Annotated in this window: 34 protein-coding genes; 12 read left to right on the forward strand and 22 right to left on the reverse strand. The window is 34.0% G+C overall.

Going from position 1 to position 26,228, the window contains the following annotated elements:
- Positions 1-286: 286 nt before the first annotated feature.
- The 7 genes from SB679_RS01030 to SB679_RS01060 all read right to left on the reverse strand — a co-directional run bounded on the left by SB679_RS01030 (position 287) and on the right by SB679_RS01060 (position 5,290).
- Positions 287-895, reverse strand: a complete 609-nt coding sequence (locus SB679_RS01030; protein ID WP_410700381.1) for an FAD-dependent monooxygenase — start codon at positions 893-895, stop codon at positions 287-289.
- Positions 861-1,406, reverse strand: a complete 546-nt coding sequence (locus SB679_RS01035) for an FAD-dependent monooxygenase (protein ID WP_410700382.1) — start codon at positions 1,404-1,406, stop codon at positions 861-863. The genes SB679_RS01030 and SB679_RS01035 overlap by 35 nt, the downstream gene beginning before the upstream one ends.
- Positions 1,407-1,427: 21 nt before the next feature.
- Positions 1,428-1,925 (reverse strand): GNAT family N-acetyltransferase, encoded by a 498-nt coding sequence (locus SB679_RS01040; RefSeq protein WP_410700383.1) that lies wholly within the window; start codon positions 1,923-1,925, stop codon positions 1,428-1,430.
- A 4-nt stretch (positions 1,926-1,929) separates the two neighbouring features.
- Positions 1,930-2,520 carry a hypothetical protein gene (locus tag SB679_RS01045; protein ID WP_410700384.1) on the reverse strand — a complete coding sequence of 197 codons (591 nt, stop codon included), beginning with the start codon at positions 2,518-2,520 and terminating at the stop codon, positions 1,930-1,932.
- 181 nt (positions 2,521-2,701) lie between these two features.
- A complete protein-coding gene (locus SB679_RS01050) occupies positions 2,702-3,169 on the reverse strand; it encodes a hypothetical protein (RefSeq protein ID WP_410700385.1) in 468 nt (155 codons plus the stop codon).
- Positions 3,170-3,233: 64 nt separating this feature from the next.
- A complete protein-coding gene (locus tag SB679_RS01055) occupies positions 3,234-4,100 on the reverse strand; it encodes an RNA polymerase sigma factor RpoD/SigA (protein WP_027385416.1) in 867 nt (288 codons plus the stop codon).
- Between the two features lie 398 nt (positions 4,101-4,498).
- Positions 4,499-5,290: a S1/P1 nuclease gene (locus tag SB679_RS01060; RefSeq protein WP_410700386.1), complete on the reverse strand. Its 792-nt coding sequence runs from the start codon at positions 5,288-5,290 to the stop codon at positions 4,499-4,501.
- A 403-nt stretch (positions 5,291-5,693) separates the two neighbouring features.
- Between SB679_RS01060 and SB679_RS01065 the strand changes: the two genes are divergently transcribed.
- From SB679_RS01065 to SB679_RS01080, 4 genes are all read left to right on the forward strand, one after another.
- Positions 5,694-6,635 (forward strand): type VI secretion system baseplate subunit TssG, encoded by a 942-nt coding sequence (locus tag SB679_RS01065; RefSeq protein ID WP_410700387.1) that lies wholly within the window; start codon positions 5,694-5,696, stop codon positions 6,633-6,635.
- 54 nt (positions 6,636-6,689) lie between these two features.
- Positions 6,690-7,592, forward strand: a complete 903-nt coding sequence (locus SB679_RS01070) for a TssN family type VI secretion system protein (RefSeq protein WP_410700388.1) — start codon at positions 6,690-6,692, stop codon at positions 7,590-7,592.
- 27 nt (positions 7,593-7,619) lie between these two features.
- Complete coding sequence (locus tag SB679_RS01075) at positions 7,620-8,759, forward strand: hypothetical protein (protein WP_410700389.1); 1,140 nt, start codon at positions 7,620-7,622, stop codon at positions 8,757-8,759.
- A gap of 134 nt (positions 8,760-8,893) precedes the next feature.
- The gene (locus SB679_RS01080) at positions 8,894-10,060 is read left to right on the forward strand and encodes an aminotransferase class V-fold PLP-dependent enzyme (protein WP_410700390.1); all 1,167 of its coding nucleotides are present in this window, start codon (positions 8,894-8,896) and stop codon (positions 10,058-10,060) included.
- A 25-nt stretch (positions 10,061-10,085) separates the two neighbouring features.
- On the opposite strand, the gene SB679_RS01085 is transcribed toward SB679_RS01080, so the two are convergent.
- A complete protein-coding gene (locus SB679_RS01085) occupies positions 10,086-10,739 on the reverse strand; it encodes a metal-dependent transcriptional regulator (RefSeq protein ID WP_410700391.1) in 654 nt (217 codons plus the stop codon).
- Between the two features lie 85 nt (positions 10,740-10,824).
- On the opposite strand from SB679_RS01085, the gene SB679_RS01090 reads away from it, so the two are divergent.
- Entirely contained in the window at positions 10,825-11,859 is a 1,035-nt protein-coding gene (locus SB679_RS01090; RefSeq protein ID WP_410700392.1) for a threonine aldolase family protein, read from the forward strand.
- Positions 11,860-11,911: 52 nt separating this feature from the next.
- Here the strand turns inward: SB679_RS01090 and SB679_RS01095 are convergent, their stop codons facing one another.
- From SB679_RS01095 to SB679_RS01125, 7 genes are all read right to left on the reverse strand, one after another.
- Complete coding sequence (locus tag SB679_RS01095) at positions 11,912-12,232, reverse strand: hypothetical protein (RefSeq protein WP_410700393.1); 321 nt, start codon at positions 12,230-12,232, stop codon at positions 11,912-11,914.
- 101 nt (positions 12,233-12,333) lie between these two features.
- On the reverse strand, positions 12,334-12,834 hold the full coding sequence (locus SB679_RS01100) for a hypothetical protein (RefSeq protein WP_410700394.1): 501 nt from the start codon (positions 12,832-12,834) through the stop codon (positions 12,334-12,336).
- A gap of 510 nt (positions 12,835-13,344) precedes the next feature.
- Positions 13,345-13,905 carry a DUF4256 domain-containing protein gene (locus SB679_RS01105; protein ID WP_410700395.1) on the reverse strand — a complete coding sequence of 187 codons (561 nt, stop codon included), beginning with the start codon at positions 13,903-13,905 and terminating at the stop codon, positions 13,345-13,347.
- A gap of 41 nt (positions 13,906-13,946) precedes the next feature.
- A complete protein-coding gene (locus SB679_RS01110) occupies positions 13,947-14,336 on the reverse strand; it encodes a DoxX family protein (RefSeq protein ID WP_410700784.1) in 390 nt (129 codons plus the stop codon).
- A gap of 16 nt (positions 14,337-14,352) precedes the next feature.
- Positions 14,353-14,931, reverse strand: a complete 579-nt coding sequence (locus SB679_RS01115) for a YdeI/OmpD-associated family protein (RefSeq protein WP_410700396.1) — start codon at positions 14,929-14,931, stop codon at positions 14,353-14,355.
- Positions 14,932-14,957: 26 nt separating this feature from the next.
- Entirely contained in the window at positions 14,958-15,425 is a 468-nt protein-coding gene (locus SB679_RS01120; protein WP_410700397.1) for an SRPBCC family protein, read from the reverse strand.
- A gap of 98 nt (positions 15,426-15,523) precedes the next feature.
- Complete coding sequence (locus tag SB679_RS01125) at positions 15,524-15,841, reverse strand: ArsR/SmtB family transcription factor (RefSeq protein ID WP_410700398.1); 318 nt, start codon at positions 15,839-15,841, stop codon at positions 15,524-15,526.
- Between the two features lie 175 nt (positions 15,842-16,016).
- On the opposite strand from SB679_RS01125, the gene SB679_RS01130 reads away from it, so the two are divergent.
- Genes SB679_RS01130 through arsB form a run of 4 tightly spaced genes read left to right on the forward strand, consistent with a single transcriptional unit; the run spans position 16,017 to position 18,552 of the window.
- A complete protein-coding gene (locus tag SB679_RS01130; protein WP_410700399.1) occupies positions 16,017-16,343 on the forward strand; it encodes an ArsR/SmtB family transcription factor in 327 nt (108 codons plus the stop codon).
- Between the two features lie 56 nt (positions 16,344-16,399).
- Positions 16,400-16,873 carry a DUF6428 family protein gene (locus tag SB679_RS01135; RefSeq protein ID WP_410700400.1) on the forward strand — a complete coding sequence of 158 codons (474 nt, stop codon included), beginning with the start codon at positions 16,400-16,402 and terminating at the stop codon, positions 16,871-16,873.
- 33 nt (positions 16,874-16,906) lie between these two features.
- Positions 16,907-17,521 (forward strand): low molecular weight phosphatase family protein, encoded by a 615-nt coding sequence (locus tag SB679_RS01140; RefSeq protein ID WP_410700401.1) that lies wholly within the window; start codon positions 16,907-16,909, stop codon positions 17,519-17,521.
- Positions 17,521-18,552 (forward strand): ACR3 family arsenite efflux transporter, encoded by a 1,032-nt coding sequence (arsB, locus tag SB679_RS01145; RefSeq protein ID WP_410700402.1) that lies wholly within the window; start codon positions 17,521-17,523, stop codon positions 18,550-18,552. The genes SB679_RS01140 and arsB overlap by 1 nt, the downstream gene beginning before the upstream one ends.
- 248 nt (positions 18,553-18,800) lie before the next feature.
- On the opposite strand, the gene SB679_RS01150 is transcribed toward arsB, so the two are convergent.
- The 5 genes from SB679_RS01150 to SB679_RS01170 form a co-directional block, all read right to left on the reverse strand.
- Positions 18,801-19,667 (reverse strand): DMT family transporter, encoded by an 867-nt coding sequence (locus SB679_RS01150; RefSeq protein WP_410700403.1) that lies wholly within the window; start codon positions 19,665-19,667, stop codon positions 18,801-18,803.
- 198 nt (positions 19,668-19,865) lie between these two features.
- Positions 19,866-19,994: a hypothetical protein gene (locus SB679_RS01155; protein WP_410700404.1), complete on the reverse strand. Its 129-nt coding sequence runs from the start codon at positions 19,992-19,994 to the stop codon at positions 19,866-19,868.
- A gap of 19 nt (positions 19,995-20,013) precedes the next feature.
- Positions 20,014-20,220, reverse strand: a complete 207-nt coding sequence (locus tag SB679_RS01160; protein ID WP_410700405.1) for a VOC family protein — start codon at positions 20,218-20,220, stop codon at positions 20,014-20,016.
- Between the two features lie 417 nt (positions 20,221-20,637).
- Positions 20,638-21,093, reverse strand: coding sequence for a hypothetical protein (locus SB679_RS01165; RefSeq protein WP_410700406.1), 456 nt, complete (start codon positions 21,091-21,093; stop codon positions 20,638-20,640).
- A 226-nt stretch (positions 21,094-21,319) separates the two neighbouring features.
- The gene (locus SB679_RS01170) at positions 21,320-21,604 is read right to left on the reverse strand and encodes a bacteriocin-like protein (protein ID WP_410700407.1); all 285 of its coding nucleotides are present in this window, start codon (positions 21,602-21,604) and stop codon (positions 21,320-21,322) included.
- A 362-nt stretch (positions 21,605-21,966) separates the two neighbouring features.
- On the opposite strand from SB679_RS01170, the gene SB679_RS01175 reads away from it, so the two are divergent.
- Positions 21,967-22,647 (forward strand): XRE family transcriptional regulator, encoded by a 681-nt coding sequence (locus SB679_RS01175; protein WP_410700408.1) that lies wholly within the window; start codon positions 21,967-21,969, stop codon positions 22,645-22,647.
- A gap of 95 nt (positions 22,648-22,742) precedes the next feature.
- Here the strand turns inward: SB679_RS01175 and SB679_RS01180 are convergent, their stop codons facing one another.
- Positions 22,743-23,228 (reverse strand): hypothetical protein, encoded by a 486-nt coding sequence (locus SB679_RS01180; protein WP_034711329.1) that lies wholly within the window; start codon positions 23,226-23,228, stop codon positions 22,743-22,745.
- 78 nt (positions 23,229-23,306) lie between these two features.
- Entirely contained in the window at positions 23,307-24,737 is a 1,431-nt protein-coding gene (locus SB679_RS01185; protein ID WP_410700409.1) for an exodeoxyribonuclease VII large subunit, read from the reverse strand.
- A gap of 253 nt (positions 24,738-24,990) precedes the next feature.
- Here SB679_RS01185 and SB679_RS01190 point away from each other — a divergent pair, with 253 nt between their 5' ends.
- Both SB679_RS01190 and SB679_RS01195 read left to right on the forward strand, forming a co-directional pair.
- Positions 24,991-25,482, forward strand: coding sequence for a hypothetical protein (locus SB679_RS01190; RefSeq protein ID WP_410700410.1), 492 nt, complete (start codon positions 24,991-24,993; stop codon positions 25,480-25,482).
- 257 nt (positions 25,483-25,739) lie between these two features.
- Positions 25,740-26,180 (forward strand): DoxX family membrane protein, encoded by a 441-nt coding sequence (locus SB679_RS01195; protein WP_410700411.1) that lies wholly within the window; start codon positions 25,740-25,742, stop codon positions 26,178-26,180.
- The last annotated feature ends 48 nt before the right edge of the window (positions 26,181-26,228 follow it).

The following is a 26,228-nucleotide window of genomic DNA, read 5'->3' on the forward strand; positions in this document are numbered from 1 at the left end:
CACAGATCGGCACAGGTTTTCACAGATTAAAAAATAACGCAAACATCTGTGTTGATCTGTGAAATCCGTGGTTTAATATTTTCATATGATTTTATTAAAATAGATAAATCTGCTATAGGTATTGTTTAATAATGATTAGTATTTTCATTTACCACAGATCGGCACAGGTTTTCACAGATTAGAAATCACGTAAACATCTGTGTTTATCTGTGAAATCTGTGGTCTAATATCTTCTTGATCAAATTGCAATTAAATATTTTAAAATAATTAAAGATCTACAGAGTTTTTACTTTTCCAATCGGATAATTTTTTCAGCTAATTTTTGATTGACGCTTTCCGGGAGAAACCTCATTAAAAAATTCCGTATTGAATTTCCACGTTCCCATTGGGATATTTCACCAATGGTCCTGCTTGTACGAACAATATAGTCTACTTTTTTTCTTCTTATGGTCTGGAATTCTTCAAAGATCTTATCATACTCGGTGTGAGTTTTCAGAAGTTCTCCGATGATGTAGGCATCTTCAATGGCCTGACAGGCTCCCTGACCCATATTAGGGGTTGTTGCGTGCGCTGCATCTCCAATCAGGCAAAGATGTTCAGAATACCATTTGGGAATAGGAGACAGGTCTGTAATATCATTCAGAATAATATGTTCGGGTGGAGTAGCCTGGAGAATTTCCGAAACTAAACCATTAAAATCCTTGAAAACAGACAATAAATTTAGATCCTTGCTGAAATGTTTTTTATTTACTAAAGCATACCAATACAGACTTTTGTCAGACATCTTCACAAACCCAAACCGTTTTCCTTTGCCCCACATTTCCATGGCTTCCTGATGATATTGTTCGGGAAGATCAAAGTTAACCCAGCCACGCCAGCATTTTTGACCGGGCATTTCGGATGGTTCCGGTTTGTAATATTTGATTTCTTACTTTTGATTGTATGCCGTCTGCTCCGAAAACGATTTTACTTTCAACAGTATTTCCGTTTTCAAAAGTCACGTGGTAATTGTTTTTCTTTTCAATCTGCAGCAGCTTGTGGCCAGTTTGTATCTTTTCCAGACCTATGTTTTCCGCTAAAATTTTTTGAAGGGAAGCCCTGTGAATAGCGACATTGCAGGAATTATATTTCTTTTCCAGTTCAAGAATACGGGTTTTCGAAATATTTTTTAAAGACTCATCTGTAATGGTAATCCCATGGATTTTATTTCCTGCATGCTCAATTTTTTCTTTTAATCCCAGCTTGTCAAATATCTGCATCGCATTGATAGACATCATGATTCCAGCATCTACAGGTTTAATTTCCGAGGCAGATTCATAGATAGAGAAATCCAGCGTTTGTTGTTTCAGGATATTGGCAAGACTAAGTCCACCGATTCCCGCTCCAATTATTGAAATGTTGTTCATCAGGATCGGTTTTTGGTCTTCTTAAAGCGTTAAAATATAATTTTCAGAGACTTTTTTAAATCCGTACTTATTGAAAAAGTGATGCGCACCGGTATTATTAATTCCGCTTTCTAACATGATAAAGCTGATGTTCCAGTTTTTGGATTTTTCTACAGCTTTTTCCAGTAAAGTACTGCCAAGTGATTGTCCTCTAACGGATTGGTCCAGCAGCATATCTTCCAGTACTGCATAATTTTTGAATCCGGTAATTATATTGAAAATCAGTATTCCTATAATCTTTCCGTCTTCATTTTCAGCAATCAGAATATTTAGTTTTGAATGCTGATCAGCAGTAAAACCGGAATTAAATTGTGCCGTTAATATGGCTTTAAGATCAGGATTCCAGTGCTGTGAATCCAAAGCTCTTCCGGAGATGATTTCGCCGTGTGAGATATAAGAATCTGTTTTATGGGTCATAAAAAAATCAACCAGTTCTTCAGTTCTTTTATTATCGGTAAGCCATTGTGTAGTATAGTTCATGATTTTATTTCAAATTTTTCAGTTCATTCAGTAATTGATTCTGTTTATTGATGAAATTTTCCAGGCTGTCAGTTTTTAGGGGATGAGCACTCTGGTATTTTTCGATCTCTGGAAGCGTTTTTTTGATCTTAAAAGCTACATAGCAATTATAAATATTTTGACTATTGCGATTCATTTGAAAAGTAAGCTCTTTTAGTTTTTTAGTTTTTAAATAGTATTTATCCGAACTTTCTTTTACTATACTGATAATTTGCTTTTTTAAAACAGAATCAATAATGCTGTTAGCTCCATATTCAGCATCAGAATAGTATTCATCGTTTTTGCGCAGAATATCATCATAGAGATCTTTAACTTTATGACTCTCTTCGCGTAATAAATTAATCTTTTTATCTAACTTTTTTAAACTTTCATCATTTTTGATTTGTTCATAATAAATTGCATCAAGCATATTTTGGCTTTTGCCATATCTTGTGGAGGAGAATTTAGAATCTGTATTGTCAACGGCATTTTCTACAATTGGTTGATTTTCATGCTTATTTTCTGAACAGGAAAGTAATGATAAGATTAAGATAGAGGAGAAGAGTATTTTTTTCATAATTTGTTTTTTTAAGTTGATGGTGTCATTTCGATGATAAGAGAAATCTCTAATAATCTTACATCTTAATGGCTAATTAATAATTCATTGCAGAGATTCTTCACTCTGCTGCTCTTCGTTCTGAATGACAAATGTGATAGCTACTTGTTATTTCAATTAGTTGAAGATCATGTGAAAATTGTTACGTTGAATGATGTAAATAGTATTCTAGATCGAAATCTATTGTATTAAAATCTAAAAATATCTTGTACTTTCCACTTGTTATTCCTTGTCCGAAAGTACCTTGTATTCTAAGTTTTCCATTTACTCCGAATTTTGAATCAAAAGAAATTTTTCTTGAGATAAAAGGAAAAGTTTCATTACTGTTGCTTATTTGTAAAATAGGCTGGGCTTGCCTCAATGGTTTATTAAAAAGCAAAATAAAAATTTCATTATCTAAAATTATAATGTCGGCCTTATTACGTTGATAGCTAAATGCTAATTTCCCGGAAGAATCCATTTCCATATCTACATTTTTAAATAAAATGTAGTTTTTACCTTTTAGAGATTCAATAAGTTTTTGATGCATTTTCTTATAATAAAGATGAATCCCCAAGTTTCCAAAAATAAAAAAACAGAACATTCCTGCGAAAATATAATACATTTCCATGATACAAAAATAAAAAAACGGAGCCTGAAAACAGACTCCGCATACATTGTTTTTACGCTAAAATTTATTTACCTAAGTAAGATTTCAGGATCTTGCTTCTGGTATTATGTTTTAGTCTCTTAATTGCTTTTTCTTTGATCTGACGGACTCTTTCTCTTGTAAGATCGAAAGTCTCCCCAATTTCTTCTAAAGTCATTGGATGTTTTCCGTTCAATCCGAAGTATAATCTTACTAAGTCAGCCTCCCTTGGAGTTAAAGTATTCAATGCTCTTTCAATTTCAATCTGAAGAGATTCAAGCATTAGATCTTTATCCGGACTAGGAGATTCTCCTGAACGCAATACATCATAAAGATTAGAATCTTCACCTTCTACAAGAGGTGCATCCATAGACAGGTGTCTACCGGAGTTTTTCATAGATTCTTTGATATCTTCCTCACTCATATCAAGAACTTCAGCCAATTCTTCCGGAGAAGGAGGTCTTTCATTTTCCTGTTCAAGGTGAGCGTATGCTTTATTGATCTTGTTGATGGAACCAATTTTATTCAATGGCAATCTTACAATTCTTGACTGTTCTGCCAAAGCCTGTAAAATTGACTGACGAATCCACCAAACCGCATAAGAGATAAATTTGAAACCTCTAGTTTCATCATACCTTTTGGCTGCTTTCATGAGTCCTAAGTTACCTTCATTGATTAAATCGGGTAAAGAAAGACCTTGATTTTGGTATTGTTTAGATACGGAAACTACGAAACGAAGGTTGGCCTTGATTAATTTTTCCAGTGCAGCTCTGTCGCCTGCACGGATTCTCTGTGCCAAATCTACTTCTTCGTCCGCAGTGATCAGTTCCACTTTACCAATTTCCTGCAAGTACTTGTCTAATGAAGCAGTTTCCCTGTTGGTAACCTGCTTAGTGATTTTTAATTGTCTCATTTATTATTCCTCAAAATAGAGTTACTATATATTATACGCTTGAAAGGGTAAAAAGGTTACACGTACTTTAATTATTTTTTAAATTAATGCATTGTACATTCTTTTTTTCCTGTTTTTCCGCTTTACAAATACAACTTTTACACCATTGAAGAGATATATAATAGAGATGGGCTATGCTGAATTTTACTATTTTAAATGATATTAAATATTTGCATATCAATCATTTATGAATAAATGATATAGTGGAATTTAAGGCTAATCTTTACTGTATTTATGAACTTGAAAAAAAAATTACACAAAAAAAAGCGAAACCGAAGTTTCGCTTATGTATTATATTAAGAATTATTTTATTTGTATGAAGATAAAAGATGTTTTAAAATACTACCTTCAACTATCAACTAAAACAATTCATTAAGCATTTTTGCTAATCTCAATCCACCATATAAAAGTTGTCTTTCCATGGTATCATTGAATTTATACTGGTAGTCATAAGATAATTTTGAATCATTCGGCGTTTGTGCGTAGATTTTGTTTGCGATCTTATGAGAATCATATAACCAGTCTTCCAGAGTTCCGGATTGGATCTGTTTTACTTCATCATTAGATTTGATATCCAGTAATTTAGAATATTCTGTATAGCTGTATTTCTGAGAATCCACTAACTTTCCATCCCATACAGAGTGTAAATTTGTTTTCTCTCCGAAATAAGTTACATTAATTTTGTTTCCTCCTAAATCATCAGCTCTTCCTACATGTAGTGGCTGAGCCAGATCTCCCATGATGTGAATCAAGAAGATCAATGCAATTTTTCTGTCTTTTTCAGAAGTATTTTTGTCTTTAATCTGGCTGGATAAAGTTTTTGCCTGTGTATAAAGACTTGGACCTGCCTGAGCTTTAAGATTCTGCTCAAAAGCTTTAAAATCAACCTGTGGATCAATATTTACATAATGCCATGATGAAGCCTGTTTCCATGCTCCTGTGGTATCAGATTTAATAAAGTCCGGCCAGTTTGCCCAATAGGCAAGACGTTCCTGGCCCATTATTTTTCTGATTTCTCTCCTTGCTCTTCCGGAAAGATGATTTTCTGCAATTTCTGCAATAATTCTGTGCCCGGTCAATCCCCATGCATAAGAATACAGTGAAGAGGAGATGAATGCTAAAATCAGAATTTTAGAATAAATACTTTTCATTTTAAATAACATTTTCAAAGCACAAAGATACGGCTCGCTTTTCTAACTCGTGTTAGGATTTGGCTAATTTATTTCGTTTATATGCGTTAATAAAATTTAATCTAAATAAGACTTAACCTTACAACTGAATTTTATACTTCATTCCGTAATTTGATTTGATATTAATTAAAAGGTGAACAGCTTGATAGACGACATCATTTTTGGAGATCTGATTTATTAAGATTCTTATATTCCCTCTGAAATCGGTGCTTTTTATTCAGTTTTTTTATACATTTATTGATCTGATTACATTTTATTCTTTGTGAATTCAATTAATTAGCATTTTTAAGTAAAATTAATAGCCAAAATATTTTTCTACCTTACGAGATATATTATCTTTACAAGTCATAATCACGGAAACACTATGTATGAGAACAATATTGTAGATATGCATTACAATAAGCTTCAGACAGATTTTAAAGCTGAAGCGGTAGCCGTTAATCTTTTGAAATACCAGAGAGCGGTAAGTAATATTTTTATAGAAAGGCTCGGCATTAATGATCGTGCCTATTTAAAGGATATCAAAAGTATTTCGAGCAGTTACCTGGGGTTTGATGAAGAAGTTTTCACAATAGAAACCTATAGGGAGGGAATCTATGATTATCTTCCTGAAGGACTTTTTCATCCGCCTTCACTGGGTGCTTCAAGAAAAAACGTAGATACGGTAGTAAGAGAGATCCGTAAGCAGAAAAGGGTAGAAGAGGATGCCCGAAAATTTTTCCAGCCCTTCGAATTGGAAATATTTTTCACGGAAATCAGCTCTCTCCTTAAAGAGTTTGATTTTGAGATTACCAGTGACACGGATAGTTTACTGGAAACAGTAAGTGAGCTCTGGCCCTTGGTAAGGATGCTGGACAAGCAGCATGCGTACATTTTCATCTATATTTTGCCATTCTTTCATCAGATAAGAGGCGACAAAAAATGGTTTGAAAGGTGCATGACCGCCTTTTTACAGATGCCGGTGGAAGTAACTTTCACTCCAAATGTAATCGACAGAATAGAGAAAAATGACGATTCTATGTTATTGGGAAATTCTACCTTGGGCGTTACCTATATTCCGAGTGGAAGGCATATGGACGGACAGCGCAACTGGGTAGTGAATATCGGACCGATTCCTTATGAAGAAATGACAAAATATATTGACGGAAGTCCATTCAGAAAAGTACTTCAGGCTTTATATGATTATTTTCTTCCTGTAACAGTAGATGTTGTGGAAAATTTTGTTACCGATAAGAAAGAGTATTCATTTAGTCTTGAAGATGACGGAAGAAATGCAAACCGTCTTGGATACTCTACTTTTCTGTAGATTATTTTATTATATTTACAATCACCAACCAATTTTAATTTTGAAAAGAAACAGATGGAAATTTCTTCAGTAAAAGGTATCTTTCTTAGATATATTTTAATGCCTTTAATCGCTGTTATTATGATGTTTATCCTTGGGATAATCAGACGAAACAAACCTGCGATTAAAATTAAAGTCATCATTGTATACGTTCTTCTATGCAGTTTATGTCTTGCCCTGCCTGGATTTTTCGGGTTTGCAGGGAATTTGTTTAATCCTTACTGGTATCTTATCGCACAGATTATTTACCTTATTTTTGGGATTATCCATGTTAATCTGCTTCATAGATATTTCAAGAAACATATTGATTCTTTAGCAATGAACATCTTGTTTGAATCAATACTTACCCTTACCTGTGTTGTTTTCGGAGGATTTCTTTTTACATTGATCTTCAATTGGATGAGTAATGGAATGGGATATGCTGTAATGTCAGCAACAAGTATACTTATTTTCTTTGTTCCCATGGTATTTTATTACTGTTATATCCAGCTTATCAGTATTCCTTTTGATATTTATAAAACATGGAGGTATTCACCTGATCAAAGGCTGCCGGACTTTGAAGGCGTTGATTTTGACCGCCTATTGGTACTTAATGTTGAATTAAGTAAAAAACTGGAAGATGCCAACAGATTCAGGATTAAAGCCAAAACATTACCGACGGGAGTTACTTTCGGAGATTGGTTTTATAGGGTTGTTGATGATTACAATCACAAAAATCCTAATTCGATCATTCACCTTACAGATCAGGAAAAAGAGCCATATTACTGGATTTTCTACACCAAGAAGTCCTTTTTCAGCTTCAGAAAATATATTGATTTTGATCATGATATTTCTACCAACAGTATTTCCGAAAATGAAGTGGTAATCTGTAAAAGGGTGATCCAGCATGAGGAAGAAGGAATTAAAAGACGACCATAATCACACAAAATTTTAAAAAGTATTACTATGATACAGCCTATTAAACATTTTGCTATCAATTGGGTAGATGGGATGAAAGTTTCCCAGAAACACCTTAATGATCAGGATAATTTCTTAATTGATACTATTAGAGATTCCAATTCACTTGGGATCACGACATACAATTATGGGCTTTTGCCCATATCCAATGAATTTACAGACAGAACTATTTTTGATGTTCACAATACGGCAACCAATGATGTTCAGTTGGTTATAAAGCATTGTACAGCTGTTACCATGGCAGGGTACCGAATCGAACTTAACGATAGAAGAGTTAGTGTAAAATCATTAGCCAGATCTATGAATGAAGAGCAGGCAGATGGGGAATATTACATTTTAATCTCAGTAAATCCTTTTGATAAAGTGCCTTTCGGGGATATTGATCCGGAAGAAATTCCGCCACGTCATCCCAGTGCACAACCTAACCATCATATCGAATTGCTTCCCGTAACTTCTTTGAACAGCAGTTATTCGGGTGGAAATTATTTGATTATTGGTAAAGTAGACTTAAAAGGGAATATTGCACAGGTAGATTCCAACTTTATTCCGCCTTGTACCTCTATTCAGAGCCATCCTGCGTTGCTGGATTATTACAACAGTTATGCAAAAGCGATTGGTAATTTGCAGCAATACGCCTTTAAGATCATTCAAAAAGCATCTCATAAAAATCAAAATACGGCATTAGCGCAGAACGTTAAATTTTTGTGTACCACGATGGTCAATACCTTTGGCGATATGTATTTCCAGTTCAGAAATATTATCCCTTGGCAACCGCCGGTATTTTTAATTGATTCTTTTGCGAAATTAGCGCTTCATCTTTATAATTCCACGCAGGTTCTGGTACCTGCAGAATTGGAAGAAATGCTGAATTACAGCTTAGAATGGAGTGAAATAGCACCTCATACGATATTGAACCAACTTTCTATTGTTGCAGAAACCAACTATGATCATCATAATTGTGGAGAACCTCTTTTATATATCAATCAGATGCTGAAGAGTTTAGAAACTATTTTCTCCAAATTAAGCGAGCTTGATTATATCGGTCAGAGAAAAGAAAACATTATTGTTAATGAGCAGGAAGTATCCTCAAACAGCAATCCAAAGAGAGGCTGGAGTGTCCTGGATTAATTTCAATACCTTAAAAATAAATCCCGTTATGCAAATTTCGGGATTTTTTGTGTAAAATTGTTACTCTATATACAAGTGAAATTATTGACAATTTTACCGATGAACATATATTTAAAAGAGAAAAACGATATAAGATGGACATACATTCAATAAGAAAAGATACTAAAGGACTATCTGATAAAATTTTTTTAAACAGTGCCGGCTCATCGCTGATGCCGGAAGTTGTAGTAAAAACAATGACTGATTATTTACATCAGGAAGAGATGTATGGCGGTTATGAAACTGCGAATCGTAATGCTGAATTAATCAGCGGGTTTTATGAAGAAACGGCAAAATTAATTAATGCTAAAGCTTCAAATATGGCCTTCACATCAAGTGCTACTGATGCTTACGTAAAGGCTTTATCAAGTATTTCCTTTGCAGAAGGAGATTGTATCATCACGACGAATGACGATTATGTTTCCAATCAGATTGCTTTTATTTCGCTACAGAAAAAATATAATATAGAGATTATCAGGCTTAAAAATCTTGCTGACCATGAACTCGACTTAGAAGATCTGGAGAATATCATTCAAAAACGGAATCCAAAATTAGTTGCGGTTACCCATATTCCCACCAATTCAGGATTGATTCAAAATGTGGAAGGAGTTGGGAAAATCTGCCGTAAGTATGACGTTCTTTATCTTGTTGATGCTTGTCAGTCGGTTGGTCAGATGGTAGTAGACGTTGAGAAAATAGGCTGTGATTTTCTTACGGCTACAGGAAGGAAATTTCTGCGTGGACCCCGTGGAACCGGATTTTTATATGTCTCTGACAGAGCAATCGCTCAAAACCTTGCCCCTTTGTTTTTGGATATGAGCGGTGCGGTCTGGACAGGATTTAATGAGTATGAATTGATCAAAACAGCGAAAAGATTTGAGCTTTGGGAAAATTCATATGCAGCATTGCTTGGGCTTACCGAAGCCGTGAACTATGCCAACAATATCGGATTATCAACAATTGAAAATTACAACCAAAAATTATCCGGAAAATTACGGAATGAACTTCAGAATAAAGGTTTCAGAGTGTTGGATGAAGGGAACAATCTGAGCAGTATTATTACATTTTGCACTCAGGATGGCAGTATTGAAAGCATTCAGAAAGTATTAAAAGAGCATAATGTATACTTTTCAATAAGCCCGAAAAACGGAGCTTTAATTGACTTTACCCATAAAAATGTAGACGGTGTGATTCGTTTTTCCCCACATTATTTCAATACTTCTGATGAAATTGAAGCGGTATTGGAAATACTTTCAAAATAATAATATTGGTAAAGAAATTCCTATTTTATTTCTTTACCAATATCTTTTCAGTAGCTTTTTTACTGATAATTTCTCTTTTGTCACCAATTTCTATGGTCATCGATTTATCAAAACTTTCTGTTTTAATCACTTTTATCTTGGTATTCAGAAGAAGATTTCTCTCAGTGAGATAGCTTAAAAAGCTGTCGTCAGAAAGAGTTACTGAAGCAAATACTACCGTTTCTCCATCTTCACAGTTACTCAGTTTTTGCAGATCCTGGGCAATAATATTTCCGTCTTTATCAGGAATGGGCTCACCATGAGGATCAAATTTTGGGTAATCCAGAATTTCATCCATTTTATCAAAAAACAGCTGTGAGTGTACATGTTCCAGCTGTTCAGCAATCTCGTGCACATTTTCCCATCCAAAATTCATGGTTTTCACCAAAAACATTTCAGTCAGTCTGTGCTTGCGGACAACTAAAGCGGCCTCCTGCTTTCCTTTTTCTGTGACAATCAATGGTTTATAGGTTTCGTAAATAACCCAGTTCTTATCCGCGAATTTTTTCATCATATTATTGACGCTCGGCATTTTTACATTTAAAAATTTGCTGAGTTCGTTAATCGTCACTTTCCCTTCATTGTCAACTAAATGAAACAAAGCCTTCAGATAATTTTCTTCTGTTAATGTTGTTCTCAAAATGTTAGATGATTTTCACTACAAATCTAACAAAATATTATTAAAATTTTGCTCTTGTTATTTTAACTTTTTTTAATTTTACAGTATGAAATTTTCATTTAAAAACGACTATTCAGAGGGCTGCCACCCTAATATTTTACAATCACTTTTGTTGAATAATACGGACCAACAGGCAGGTTATGGCGAAGATCAGTATTCTTTACAGGCTAAAGAATTAATTAAGGAAAGAATTAAAAGCCCCGCTTCAGAAATCTACTTTGTTTCCGGAGGTACTCAGGCTAATTTAATTGTAATTTCTTCCTTGTTAAAACCTTATCAATGTGTGATTTCCGCTTCTACGGGACATATTTTGAACAATGAAGCGGGAGCTATCGAAGCAACCGGTCATAAAGTTTTAGGTATTGAAACCGAAGACGGAAAAATAAGTCCTGCGGATATTATTCCTATCCTGGAAAACCATTCTAATGTACCGCATCAGGTGATGCCGAAATTAGTGTATATTTCTAATTCTACCGAGTTAGGAACCATTTATCAGGCTAAAGAATTAGAGGAACTTTCTGCTTTCTGTAAAGAACATAAACTCTATCTTTTTATGGATGGTGCAAGACTTGGACATGGACTGACTGCAGAAATAAGTGATCTTACTATTGAAAAAGTAGCCGAATTAACGGATATTTTTTATTTAGGAGGAACCAAAAACGGGGCATTGATAGGAGAGGCGATTGTCATTAATAATCCTGCTATTCAGGAAGATTTTGGTTTTAATATCAAACAGAAAGGTGCATTACTGGCAAAAGGAAGACTTCTTGGAATTCAGTTTTTGGAGCTGATGAAGAATGATTTGTATTTTGATCTTGCAAAACATGCTAACCAACAGGCTATGAAAATGAAAAATACCATGGCGGAAAGGGGAGTACAGTTTCTTTCGGATACCTATACCAACCAGATTTTCCCTGTAATCAGCAATGAAATGATTGAAATTTTATCTGAAAAGTTTGAATTTTATGTCTGGAAAAAAATCGACGAAAAATATTCTGCAATCCGTCTTATTACTTCCTGGAATACCAGCGATGAAGCAGTAGACAGTTTTAATGAAATGATTAACAGTGAATTATCATAAATAAAAAACAGCCTGATCAGGCTGTTTTTCTTTTTTAAGTTGACAAGAATTCTTAGTTTTCTTGACTGAGTATTTTTTTTATTCCCTCAACAACTTCATTTTCAAGCCTTTTTATCTTTTCTTTTTTCATCATCACATAAATTCCGATAGGGAAATACAGGATAAGAAAAAAACCAGAATCTAATTGAGTTTGTGTAGATATTTTTCCGGTTTCCGGATGTGCATTTATTTTCACATTTCCCGTCAGAGTAAAACCACTGGTGCGGACTTGTAATGATCCAAAATTTGTCTGGATTTTATATTGAGGAAATGTTTTCTTCAGTCCTTCAATAAGTTCAGTTTTTGAAAATGGTTTTAATTGTAAACGCTGCATAGTTAGTTATTAATAATTTGTTGTTAAGTGTGCGAAACTTTTTAATAGCAAATACCATGCAAGTATTTCATTTTTAAGGGAATTATATGTTTTAGCGAATTTTATTTTAAAGCTTTATTCACAAGAGTACAATCTGCGGAAGTCAATTTTTGTCCGCTGGCATAATTTATTTTTTTCTCATCAGCATATTTTGACTGTCCACTTTCTTCTTTGTGGTCGCCAATTCCCTCAGCCAATGTATTACCTTTCTGAATGAAGAAGATATCGCTTTTACTTTTTGAACCTTCAGCAGTAAATTCATAGGTTAATTTTAAGGTATCTCCTGATTTAAAACCCGTTATGTCACCTTTTGAGCTGTCTTTTTCGCTGTTTTTGTAGAATAATTTTCCGGTCACCGTTCCCAGATTATCATCAATAGATGCAAAAACAGTATCTTTTCCGGTTACTCCCATGTAACAGAATGATTTCGAACCTAGCGTATCTACTACCTTTTCAACGGTCGCTACAGAATCTGTCTCAGCTTTAGGAGCTGGAGTTTCTGTTTTTTTATTACAGTTCATTAAAAATACAGATAATGAACCCAATACGATCAATTTTTTCATACCCATTATTATTATGTTAAATTCAATTTCGTTAAGGCTAAATTAATAATAGTATTTGTATATGAAAGCAAATTATCTATAAATTAAAAACTATTTTTTGATTGTAAGCAATTTATAAGCGTAAGTAACTGAATATAAATGAGAAAAGATTAGCTATTTTCTAATCGCTGAGAATCGTTTAAAAAAAATATTTCTGTATCTTTTCCCGTACATCAAAAAATAAAGGTGGTAGAAAATATCCAAAAATAAGATAATAAATCTGCTCAACCTGTAAAATCCGCGGTCGATTCAGAAAACATGAAATTCCAATAATTTATTTTTTGCTCTTGCAGATCAAGCTGATTTCGCAGATCAAAAAAAATCTGCTCAATTTGCAAAATCGGCGAGAAAATTAAAATCTGAAATTCCGATAATTTATTTTAGCTCTTGCAGATCAAGCTGATTCCGCAGATTTAAGAAAGAAGAGTTTTGCTCAATGTACAAAATTGGCAAATCCCCAAGCTGAAAAAATTAAACTTTTAACATTCCTCTGAAACCTCTTGCAGCATAATAAGAATCTGCTCCGTTGTGATACATAAAAACCATATCGTAACGTCGGTCACAAAAAATCGCACCTCCAAGATCTCTGATATGTTGAGGAGTCTTTACCCAGCTGGAAGTTTTTAAATCAAATTTTTCTATTTCCTGAAGTTTCCGGTATTGTTCTTCTGTTAGTAATTCAATTCCCATTTCTGTCGCTCTATCAATCACGTTACTTTCTGGCTTGTTTGCTTTTCTGGAATCCCAGGCTTGCTTATCATAACAGAGACTTCTGCGTTTCGGACTTTCAGTAGAGCAGTCGGTGAATATATATTCGTCAGTTTTTTTGTCGTAACTTGTTACATCTGGTTCGCCTTCCGTTTGTTCCATTTCGTGCAAAGACCAGAGCTTTTCGGGTGAAGCTTCTAATTTTGGCTGAATTTTTTTCCAGTCAAGATCTTTATGACGTTTTATATTTTTCTCAAAACGGGTTTGTAGTATTTTTAATAAATCCTGAGCTTGTTCGGTAGATAATTTTTTATTGTTTTTCATAAGATTGGTTTTGGTGTATTTTAAATCTGTATTCAAATATATTAAATCATTTTTCGTTCTGCCGGTCTGAAATACCATGATATGATGGTAAGGACAAGAAGGAGCAACGATGCAAATATTTTACTTAAATTGTGATCTGATGCGATATGGGAAATAATAGCTCCGGACATTACAAAGAAAAATCCGGCATATGCCCATTCTTTTAATAATGGTGTTTTGGGGATGAGTATTGCAATCACGCCTAATATTTTCCATATTCCAATAAGGGTCATAAGATACAATGGATATCCCAGATGGGTAAAGTTTTCTACTTCATCTTTATTTTTCAGGAGTTGTACAGCTGCTGTTGAGAGCATTCCTAATGACAGCCATGCTGTGAAAATCCAGTAAATAATAGTGGTTCTTTTTCGGAATTGAGTGGGTGTTTTCATGGTTGAAAGTGTATGGTTAATCGTTAATTCCTTTTCCACGAAGGATTTGTGGAATGTATTTTTTAATCCTCGACTCGCGGGTTTTAGATTGTTTTGCCGCAGAAAAGTGGAGTAGGTAAGCTCTTTGTCTTCCGGGAGTTAGCGCTTCAAAAGCTGTTTTTAATTCAATGTTTTCATCTAATTGACGTTGAAATTCTTCAGGCATTTCGAATTCTTTTGTTTCTTTTAATACAACTTTCAATCCGGCTTTTTCTACTTCAACGGCTTCATACATATACATTTTTATTGCTTTTTCCAGATCAGTAATTTCCTGAAGATTAGTGAAGCGAATCTGTCGGGAAGCCTGCACATTTTCAGACTGTTGAATCAGTATTTTTTCTGAATCATTCAGTAATGCTCCTTTGAAAAATAGGAGAGCACAGTATTCTTTAAATCCGTGGATTAAAAAAACATTTTTCCCATGATAAGTATAGCACGGACATCCCCATTTTACTTCCTCTTCAAGTCCGGTGTCCAGCGCAATGGCTCTTAATTTTTCAAACTCCTGTTGCCATTGTTTGGCCTGATCGAAAAAGAAATCTACTTTTGGATTCATAATATTGATGTTAAAATGATAGACTGTTATTTCAATGTATTCCCGATTTCCTGCAGGCGATTATGAGCCATATTCAATCCTTGTGCAAAAGGAAGTTTCAGGATTTTATCTCTGTAATCTACTGACTGATAGATGGTGTGAATGGTTATTTTACTGGTACTATCAGTGATTTTTTCAAAGGTTAAAAATTCCAGTTGAACCGGAAAAGGGGTGTTTTCTATCTGGAAAGTTCGGGTTATTTTGTGATCCGGGAGAAATTCATGGATGGTTCCATTGGCCCGGAAAACAACTTCACCTTTAGGATTTGAAGTTTCAAACTGATAACTGCCATGTGGTTTATTTTCAAGTTTCAAGACTTTAGTTCCCATCCATTGTTCTACAATTTCTGATTCTGTATATGCTTTGAAAAGAAGCTCTACCGGAAGATCAAACTCTCTGGTGATCAGGATTTCCTGTTTGTTATCTTCAGCGTGGATTTTGGTTTTGAGTTCCATTTTGTGTTGGGTGTTTAGTATTTTGGTGTTTGGTGTTTAGTGTTTTGGAACGGAGGGTGATGTTTTATTAATGAGGCACTTAAAATTTCGAACCTATATTATGCTTTATAATTTTTCATTACACTTTCCAACGTATTGAACCGGTCGTCCCACATTTTGCGGAATGGCTCTATAAAATTAGCAATTTCCTTCATTTTGTTTGGGTTAAGATGGTAAATCATTTCACGTCCGTTTTGTTCCTGAGTCAATAATTCACATTCTGTAAGAATCTGAAGATGCTTGGAAACGGTAGGTCTCGCAGTATCGAAATTGGAAGCGATGGCACCGGCCGTCATAGATTGTGCAGCCACCAGCATCAGGATTGATCTTCTGGTAGGGTCGGCAATGGCCTGAAATACATCTCTTCTTAAATTCATCGTGTAGCTATTTAACTACAAATTTAAATGAAGTTATTTGACTACGCAAATATTTTTTTGAAAAAAAATTATTATTATGAAGTAAGAATTTATTTTGCGTAAAAATTAAAAGTATAAAAGATAAAATTTGGTCGAAACTATATTATATCGTAATATTGCGATATATAATTAGAAGATGGGCACTACAAAAACAGAACATTTCACGGATGAACAAAACCAGATTGCAGCGATTGCTAAAGCATTGGGGCATCCGGCCAGAATAGCGATTATTGAATATTTGCTAAAAGTAAATGCGTGTATTTGCGGAGATATTGTGAATGAACTTCCATTGGCCCAAGCTACGGTTTCTCAGCATTTAAAAGAATTAAAAAATGCCGGACTGATCAAAGGAAACATTGAAGGAACCGCTATTTGTTACTGTATTAATGAAAATACTTTTGAAATTGTCAATGCCTATTTTTCAAAAATCATCACTACAGTGACTCACCAAAAGTGCTGTTAAGCATTTTTTTTGCTCTAATTATCGTAATATTACGATTTAATAATATATTAAAAAATATGAAATTATCTGAAATTAAAGAAATTCTTACCACATTAGAAAATGTTGAATTTCAATTGGAAAACGGAACTTTTGTACCGGAACATTTTCATGTAACTGAAGTCGGGACGGTAACCAAACAGTTTATAGATTGTGGCGGAACAATCCGTACTGAAAAAGCAGTCAACTTCCAGCTATGGAATGCTGATGATTTTGAGCATCGGTTAAAACCTGCTAAACTTCTTAATATCATTAAGCTATCTGAAGAAAAATTAGGAATTGAAGATGATGAAATTGAAGTTGAGTTTCAGAATACCACCATTGGAAGATATGATTTAGGTTTTAATGGAAAAACGTTTGTACTCATCAATAAAACGACTGCCTGTTTAGCTCAGGAAGCATGTGGTATTCCCGCAGCAAAGGCAAATGTGGAAAATTCGAAACTTTCTTCTCCTTCAAATTCCAGCTGTGCTCCAGGGTCAGGATGCTGCTAACCAATCGATTGTCATACCTAATATATAAAGCCTATGAATTTGAAACTATTGCAAACGATAGAATTCTTAAAGAATTATAAAATAAGTGCAGAAAGAAAATTAATGCTGCACCCTTTAATAGATTGTATCCAGGACCACATTCAAAATGAAAAAGCGATAGATATTGTTTTCATTTGTACTCATAATTCCAGAAGAAGCCATTTGGCTCAGGTTTGGGCACAAGCGATGAGTTTTTATTACAATATTCATATAGTTGACTGTTATTCAGGAGGTACAGGAGATACAGCTGTGTATCCTAAAATTATAGAAACGCTTTCTGAACAGGGATTTGGAATTCAGAAAATAACCGATACTAATAATCCGGTATATGCCATTAAGTATGATAAAAACTCGCATCCTGTAATCGCTTTTTCTAAAAAGTATGACGATGAGTTCAATCCAGCAAACGGATTTATAGCGGTAATGACCTGCTCGGAAGCTGATGGCGGATACCCGTTTATTGCCGGTGCTGATCTTCGAATTTCTCTCCCTTTTGAAGATCCGAAAATCTCTGATGGCACCCGTGAACAGGATCAAATTTACAATGACAGAAGTCTGCAGATAGGCGCAGAAATGAGATATGTTTTTTCACAGATTAATACCAAATAATGGATCCAAAATTGAAATTTTTAGACCGGTATCTTACCCTGTGGATATTTCTTGCCATGGCTGTGGGGATAGGATTAGGATATATTTTTCCGGATATTTCAAAAGTTATTAATGCTTTATCAGTGGGGACTACCAATATTCCGCTGGCCATAGGATTAATAGTAATGATGTATCCGCCATTAGCAAAGGTTGATTATTCATTACTTCCCATCGCATTTAAAGACAAAAAAGTAATCAGCATTTCACTGATCCTGAATTGGATTATTGGTCCTGTTCTCATGTTTGTACTGGCATTATTATTCCTGAAAAATGAACCTGATTATATGATAGGTTTGATCCTCATTGGTCTCGCAAGATGCATTGCTATGGTAATTGTCTGGAATGATCTCGCAAAAGGAAGTAGGGAATATGCCGCTTTATTGGTTGCCTTAAACAGTATTTTTCAGGTATTTACGTACAGTTTTTTTGTCTGGATATTTATTAATGTGCTGCCACGGCAATTGGGAATTGCCAATTTCAATGTTACGGTATCGATGAAAGATGTCACGGAAAGTGTATTGATTTATCTGGGAATTCCTTTTCTTGCTGGTTTCTTAAGCCGTTATTTTCTCATAAAATCAAAAGGAATAGAATGGTACAACAGGAAATTTGTCCCAAAAATATCCCCTGTTACTTTATATGCATTATTGTTTACCATTATTTTGATGTTTAGTCTGAAGGGTGAAAAAATAATAGAATTACCAATGGATGTAATACAAGTAGCAATACCATTAATCATTTATTTTGTTGTTATGTTTTTAGTGAGCTTTTTTATCAACACATCTTTACAAGTTCCTTACGACAAGAATATATCTATCGCATTTACTGCTACTGGAAATAATTTCGAATTGGCAATTGCTGTTGCAATAGGGGTATTCGGGATTAATTCACCCCAGGCATTTGTGGGAGTTATTGGTCCTTTAGTAGAAGTTCCGGTATTAATACTTTTGGTAAGAGTAAGTTTGTGGCTGAAGAAAAAGTATGATCATTAATAGATAAAATTAGAATTCTAGACTTAATTTTATGCTCGCGCTAATTATACAGATTTTCACTCTCATTTTACCACAGATTATACAGATTTCACAGATGATTATGGTGAATTAAATGTATTTAAAATCTGAAAAGAGACAAAACTAAAATAATTTACTATTTGGAGGCAGAAGCTGATGACGTAAAGTGATACTGTCACAATTTAACATAATATACAGCCCTCATATATCATAATGAGGGCTGTTAACAGTTAGACTTTCTTTATTGAAATGAAGGTTTGTAAGATAACGGAAATAACTATAAATGAGAGTCCTATGTAAAATGCGCCATTAACTTCTTTGCTTTCATTAAAGAATAAAAATGCCATAATGATCGCATAAACAGGTTCCAGATTAAAGGTTAAGTTAACAGTAAATGCCGGAATTTTTTTCAAAACTTCCGCAAAAGCCACATATAAGCCTACAGTACAAAAAAGTGATAAAACGCCCAAATAAGCTGCATCTTTTAAGTCAGGTATTATGCTATCTGACGGAAAAAAAACAAGGTAAATGGGCAAAAATGCTCCTAGGCATAAGGTTCCGCCAATCATTTGGTAGAAGTTAATTACCTTAGTATCAAAATGCCTGACCAGACGATTATTGTAAATCGTATAAAGAGCTCCTAAAGCAGAAGAAATAATCCCTAAAATAATTCCCAGCTGGTAAGAGGCATCGAAGTGAAAGATCAGACTGATCCCCAGTAAAGTTAATGTACTGAGAAGGAGTTCAGAGATCTTAAACTTCTCATTGTCGAGCAAAGGTTTGAATACAGCAGTGAAAAAACTGGTAAGACAATAGCAGACTACGCCAATCGAAATATTAGAATATTTGATACTGGCATAGAAAAAAAGCCAGTGCATTGTGATAAGCAGTCCAACTTTCATTATACGGATCTTTTCCTGTGTGGAGAGGTTATAGGGGATTCTCAGCAGTTTTAGAATAACAAATAATATGATTGAGGAAAATAAGAGTCTATACCAGACTAGCAATCCTTCATTAAGAGTGATTAATTTTCCGAATATGCCTGTGAATCCGGCCAGTATCACGGCCAGATGTAATAATAAATATGATTTTTTCATGGAGAATGAACTGTAAAGATTTTGAATTAATATTTTTCATCAGAATCTGAAGCATAACAATACGAGTAGTTAATAAGTTAACAACATAAGTATACTTCAAAGCAATTTGAAAATATTAAGGTGCCGGAGGAGGCAGACAGTTCGCGCGGTTCATATTTATTTGTTGTAGCTCAAATATAGGAAAAATATTTTTTAAGCTTACATATAAAAAACATTAAACTTGTGACCGTCGGGATCGGCAAAAACAAAACCATAATAATTTTCTCCGAAGCTCTCAGGTTCTGAAATAATTTTTCCGCAGGATTTTTCAATTTCTTTAGCCCACATATCTACCTGATCCTTGCTATCAGCAGATAAAGTAAAAACTATTTCGTTGGCTTTCTATATGTTGTAAGAAGAAATGAATAATAAAATCTTTTTCCCCGAAAAAGAAGCTTACCAGCTGATCGGAAGTATGCGGACCATTTGGTGTAAATCCTAATTCCGTATAAAATTTGTAGGTGCGTTCCAGATTGGCTACAGCCAGATTAGACCAGATCATTTTAGGTTTCATATTATTTTATTTTTGGGTAGGATAAAGTTATGATGTTTTAGGATAATAGAAGTTGTCATTTGGCAAGATAACCAGCTTAATGTTTGAATTATACTTTATCCTATAATTTATATTATGTTAAATAGAATATGATCACGTATTTGCTCTTCTTCATTAAAAGCTTATTATTTAATTAATTACTATCACAATTTACAATAAAGGTTTGTATAGATATTAGAAGATCACATCTAGATATTACACAAAAGTGTAATTGATTAACAAATATATATTGTGCAATTTTGATATAATTAACGGAAACCATATTTGTTGCTGTACTATCATCTTCAAGCTATTGAAGGACATGTTTAGTATTAAAAAATAGTAGAAAAATCTAAAAGTTTTATCTACTATTTTTTAATTATTCATTTTTGTGATCAATTAAGAGCCTAATTTATTCACCTTATCAAAATAAAACTTTCCTTCTTTAAAATATCCGGAAATAAAGTACCTATTATCATTTGCAGAGAAATAATCCTTTTCCTTATCATTTGATACCATTATTTTTTTATCAGAAACAGAATAAAATTTAGTTTTATCTGTCAAATTAATCTTCACATTGAAATCAATCTTATCTACTGAAAAATCAGCTTTTAATGTATTCTTATTGTTAGGGATGATTTCGTGATCATTTATCTTTTTTATAATAAAATTATTCAAGGTAAAACCTTTAAACTCCCTTTTAGAGAAAAATTCAAGCTTTTTTTCATCAGTCATATTTTCTAGATCCTCCACATTAACGACACCTTCGGAATGAGAAATTGTAGTATTTTCTTTTTTGCAGGAAATAGTAAAAAGAAAAACACTCAAAGAAATTAAATAAAACCTTTTCATCATTTAAAATTTATTTAATCCAATATAGTAAAAAATGTTTTAGCTATTTTTATTGGTATTGAATTTAATCCCGAAAATGTTTATATTGTTTTATAGGTATTTAATTCTTTACTTTCCATGAGTTTTTATTACTGTCATTCAGTATTTTATACAATTTAATAACTAAGAATATTCCATAAAAAAAACCGCTCTTTTCAGAGCGGTATACCTTATAAATTCATTACTAATCTTAACAAGTGGATCCACATGAAAGAACCTGGATGTGTACTACTCCATTGATAACGCACTGTACGTTACATAGAGTACCACTTACAACACCACCTAGGCCTCCTACTACACCTCCAACTACTCCACCAACGCCGCCAATAGCACCGCCGATTACTCCTCCTACACCTCCTATTGCACCGCCAATAGCGCCACCAAGGCCGCCTACTACGCCACCGATATTGTCAAATAATCCATTTCCTGAGATAGTTTTCATCTCGTTTCTGTTTAGTTTTTTTAAATTTTTCATGATATAAATTTGTATGATTATTACATCACTAAGATATGAATAATAACAATACAGCAATATGTTTTCGAAAAAAATAATTAAATATTTTTATAATTTAATATTCCATTAATATAAACGATATTTAATGAATATATCATTATATGAGTTATTTCGGTTATTTGATTGATTTTCTTGATATTAAATGAGAATTTCAAAAAGAACGGTTTTCCCGTCTTTGATAATTTTTAGAAGATAAAAAAGCAAAGGATTTCAAAATTTACTGAATCTATGGGGTTTTATAGGCTTCCAGACATCATTTTCTAAGCTCTAAAGTTGGTGTTATCTTTAAAGTATTTGTATTTTTACCATTCTAATTTTTAACAATGTCAATTTTTTCAGATAATATAAGGCTTTTGAGGGGTAAGCAGGGAAAAACTCAACGTGAAATAGCCGAACATTTACAAATTACCCGTTCACGATATATTTCTTATGAAAACGGAAGATCCCGGCCCCCAATCGACGTACTGATTACAATGTCAAAATTTTTCCATGTAAGCATTGATCTTTTATTGTCTGTCGACATTACAAAATACCCTTTGGAAGACATGCTGAAACTTCCGGATAACAGGATTGTACTGCCGATTGTAGTAGATCAGGCAGGAAATGAAAGTATTGAGATTGTTTCCCAGAAAGCTTCAATGGGGTATTTGGCGGGTTACAGTGATCCCGGATACATTGAAGGCTTGCAGAGAATTTCTTTTCCGTTTCTTAAAAATGGGAAATTCAGGGCATTTCCTGCTGATGGAGATTCGATGCCGCCGTTTAAAGACGGTTCTTTCATTATCGGAAAATATGTTGAAAGCATCAGTGAGTTGAAAGAAGAGAAAACCTATGTGTTTGTAACCTCGAATGACGGTATTACATATAAAAGGTTCAAAGGGAAAAAAGAATACTCCATTACTGTTGCTGCGGACAATTCTTTTTATGATCCGTATGATATTCCTTTGGAAGACATTCTGGAAATATGGCAGTATGCTTCAGGAATTTTTCCAGAGGATTTTTAATCTACATTACATCATACTATATATACAGCCGTTTCTTATTTTTGAAGCGGCTTTTCTTTTCTTTTCTGACAGTTTAGAAAAGGTTTGAAATGATTTTATAAAGAAGAGATATACACTTCTATTTTGGTTCCGTCATAATTAAATGTTCCATCCGGATTTATTTTTCCCAACACCCATTTTAAATCTACCGGTACAGACCAAGCGGTTCCCAATGCCAATCCATTGACTGAGCGGATTTCATTTCCGTTTCCGGTACTTATCGCTGAATGAAACCAGGTTTTATCAATAAGCCTATAAAAACCTATCGCTTTTCCTTTTGGAATGACAGAATATCCATTCCATTTTTGTCCTCCGGAGTAATTAAATTTATTCAACCACTTTTGCCCGTATAATTCAACCAAATCATCGGGAGCTATTCCGGAACCGAGCATGTATAATGCGTATCCTACCACATCGTGGCATACTCCACTGTTGTATTTTGAAATATTTTCGGCACCTGATAACATTGCATTCGCAATCGGTAGCCTTTCAGATTTGGATAACTGAGCTTTTCTAGCTCCCTCTGCTGTTACAAATGACATATGCTTAAGTTTTAATTAAAGAAATAATGCTTACTGGTAAATATAGTTCTTTTAAATTAAATCACATATGTTTGATTTTTATAGGATTTTAGCGATAATAATTCCTGCAATAAGAGCCAGAATGATAAAAATAATCTGCTTTATATAATTGGGTTTATGAGTATTCAGCTCTTGCTGAAGCTGTGTATTTTCTTTTTGATAGGTTTCCAGTTTAGCATGTAAAGTGGCTGTTTTCTCATTCACGGCAGACTGTATATTTTTCTCATGAAGGGAGGCGATTTCCTTTTTATATTGATCCATTTCTTCATGGCGCTGCTTCTGCTGATCCTGGAAGTTTTTCTGTACATCCTGAGCCTGCTTTGCGGATGCTTCCTGAAATTTCTGGAATTCATCATTCTTTTTTGCCAACTGTTCGGAAAGCATTTTCAGCTGTTCCCCATGTTTTTCAGAAAGATCCTTTTTTAATTTTTCGACTTCCTCATTGCGGAGCTTTAATTGGTCTGTAAAAGCTTTATTCTGATTTTCAGCCTGTTCTTTAAATGCTTTTTGAGCTTCTGTGAATTCGTCATTCTTGTTCTTCAGCTGCTTTTCCAGAGTGGTTACCTGTTCCAGAAACTGCTTTACCATGTCTTTCTTCACTTCTTCAATGAGTAAAGCTCTGGAATTGGATTTTTCATGAGAAAGTTTTTCTATAATGGAATGAAGTCCGGCACCATAATCATGAGGCAGATGGAATCTTCTGTCGGCAAGTTTGTCTAATAATGTTTCATCAACCGTATGGCCGATGGCTGTAATGGTAACCGTGTTGAGGGAAATAAATGTTTCGGACAGTTTCAAATCGTTGAAAGCTTCGAGACTTTGCCTGTCGCCCCCTCCTCTTACTAAAGCAATAATGTCATAATCCAGTGCAGTGATTTCCCCTAACTTTGATAGAATGGAAGTAGAAGATGTGATATTACAGGTATATTCTGAAATATGAAAAAAAGCCTGTGAGACATCCAGCCCTTCTTTAAAATCTTTCTGAACGATAGCATTGTGCCCGTAAATGTTGGCAATTCTTATTTCTTCGTTTTTAAGGATTTTATCTCTGATCACTGTTTCCAAATCTTTTGATCCCTTTTCAAGCTTTTTCTGGATCAGTTCATAACGTAGCAGTTCTTCTTCCGATATGGCTTTTTCTTCCTGCTGGATGATTTCATCAACAACAAAACGAAGTTCTATGCTTGAGTTTTTTATACTCTTCTCTATAAATCCTTTTAAAGTATAAATTTCATTATTGATAATTGTACTCCGCATCAAAGACGATATACGAACTCCTATGCTGGTATTGTCTCCTTCAGAATACAGATAGTCATAATAATAATTCCCATATGCCTTGCCGCCACCGTAAGAATATTTTCCTTTCAGGTAAATGAGATTTACCGTTGCAGGCAGTTTTAATGCATTGCTGAAAAGCCCAATGACTGAAGCCGGCGAATAAATGGGGTAAGTAATTTCGTTATCTGACATTTGATGGGTATACCCAAGAGTTTAAAATTTCTTGAAGTATTTATTTTCAATGGTGATCTGCAAATATATTATTTTCTTTTGTTGAAAAAAATACTATGAAATCATAAAATATATTGAAAATCAATTTCATTCTTCAGAGCTCTGTACTGTTGCTTTAATTAACAGTTTACCACGAATAATCGGAAAGCTGTAAATAGAGGCTGGAAGAATAAATAAAAATATTATATTTATTTCTCAAAAAAAAATACTGGTTATGCCGACTGAAGCGTCTCACAAGCTGATTCCTATGACAACCTTTGTGATTGAATATTATTCACACGAAGGATATGCTGATTTACAAACATTAGCTTTGATGAATAATTATGCTAATTTCCTTAAAAAACCACTAACACTTGGAATGTTTGTTCCTGTAGATCCAAAAGGAAACGTGCTGAAAATGCCCAAAAACTACACCATCTGGAAAACACTCGAACATAACAATGGAACAGATGATGAAGGGGTTGGATCTGATGAACACAGAATGTATCAAAAGGCCGAACAAAAATGTTTTTTTGAAGAATTCAGAATTGATTATAACGGCTATTCAGTGGTAAGAATCGTAGCCAACTATGATGATTCTATTGAACTGACTTTTAATAAAAGTGACTTAAGGTCTCCAACATTTAAAGATATTGAGTCCTTTACTGTTTTTGAAGAAATATATTTAACGCACGCTGCTTTAAAAGCTATCGGCATTAAAAAATAATAAGAAAAACCTAAAGGATAAGATGGCATAAAGCCCACAATAATATCCCAATTAACATATAAAAAGAGCTAGAGTTGAATATCAATATAGCTCTTTTTTATTTACAATATGTTGAAAACATGTTGAGTCAAGAACTTTCACAAAATATTTGAAATACTACTGAACCATTATTTTGCTGGGCCATGTAATTTGATAAATCTGGATCTATAAAGTGGTTCAGAATGTTCCTACTTTTGTGCCAATAAAATACAAGATTTATGAAGGATTCATTCAAAATTCCACAGTTTCTGTTAAGGTTTGCATTGGGGATTACATTTTTAACACCGGTTTCAGACAGATTAGGACTTTTAGGACCAGCAGGTACGGGAAATGTAGAATGGGGAAATTGGGATAATTTCATTAGTTACACTACAACGCTCATGCCTTTTTTAGACAGACCGATGGTCAATGTAATGGGTGGAATCGCTACTGTATGTGAATTGGTGATCGGCATCCTTTTAATCATAGGTTTTAAAACAAAATATGCTGCGATAGCGGGCTCATTGCTGACGCTCACATTTATTGTGTTTATGACTCTTTTTGTCGGAATACAAAAACCAATCAATTTTGGGGTCTTTACAGCAACTGCTGCAAGTTTCCTGCTTTCCCGTATACCTAATTATGAATGGAGCCTGGACAATTTTTTTAAAGGTAAATAACGCTCCCATTCTTTTAGAAAGTATTTACATCCAATAAAACACATATAA

It is taken from the genome of Chryseobacterium sp. SIMBA_029 (assembly GCF_046535275.1).
Taxonomy (GTDB): domain Bacteria; phylum Bacteroidota; class Bacteroidia; order Flavobacteriales; family Weeksellaceae; genus Chryseobacterium.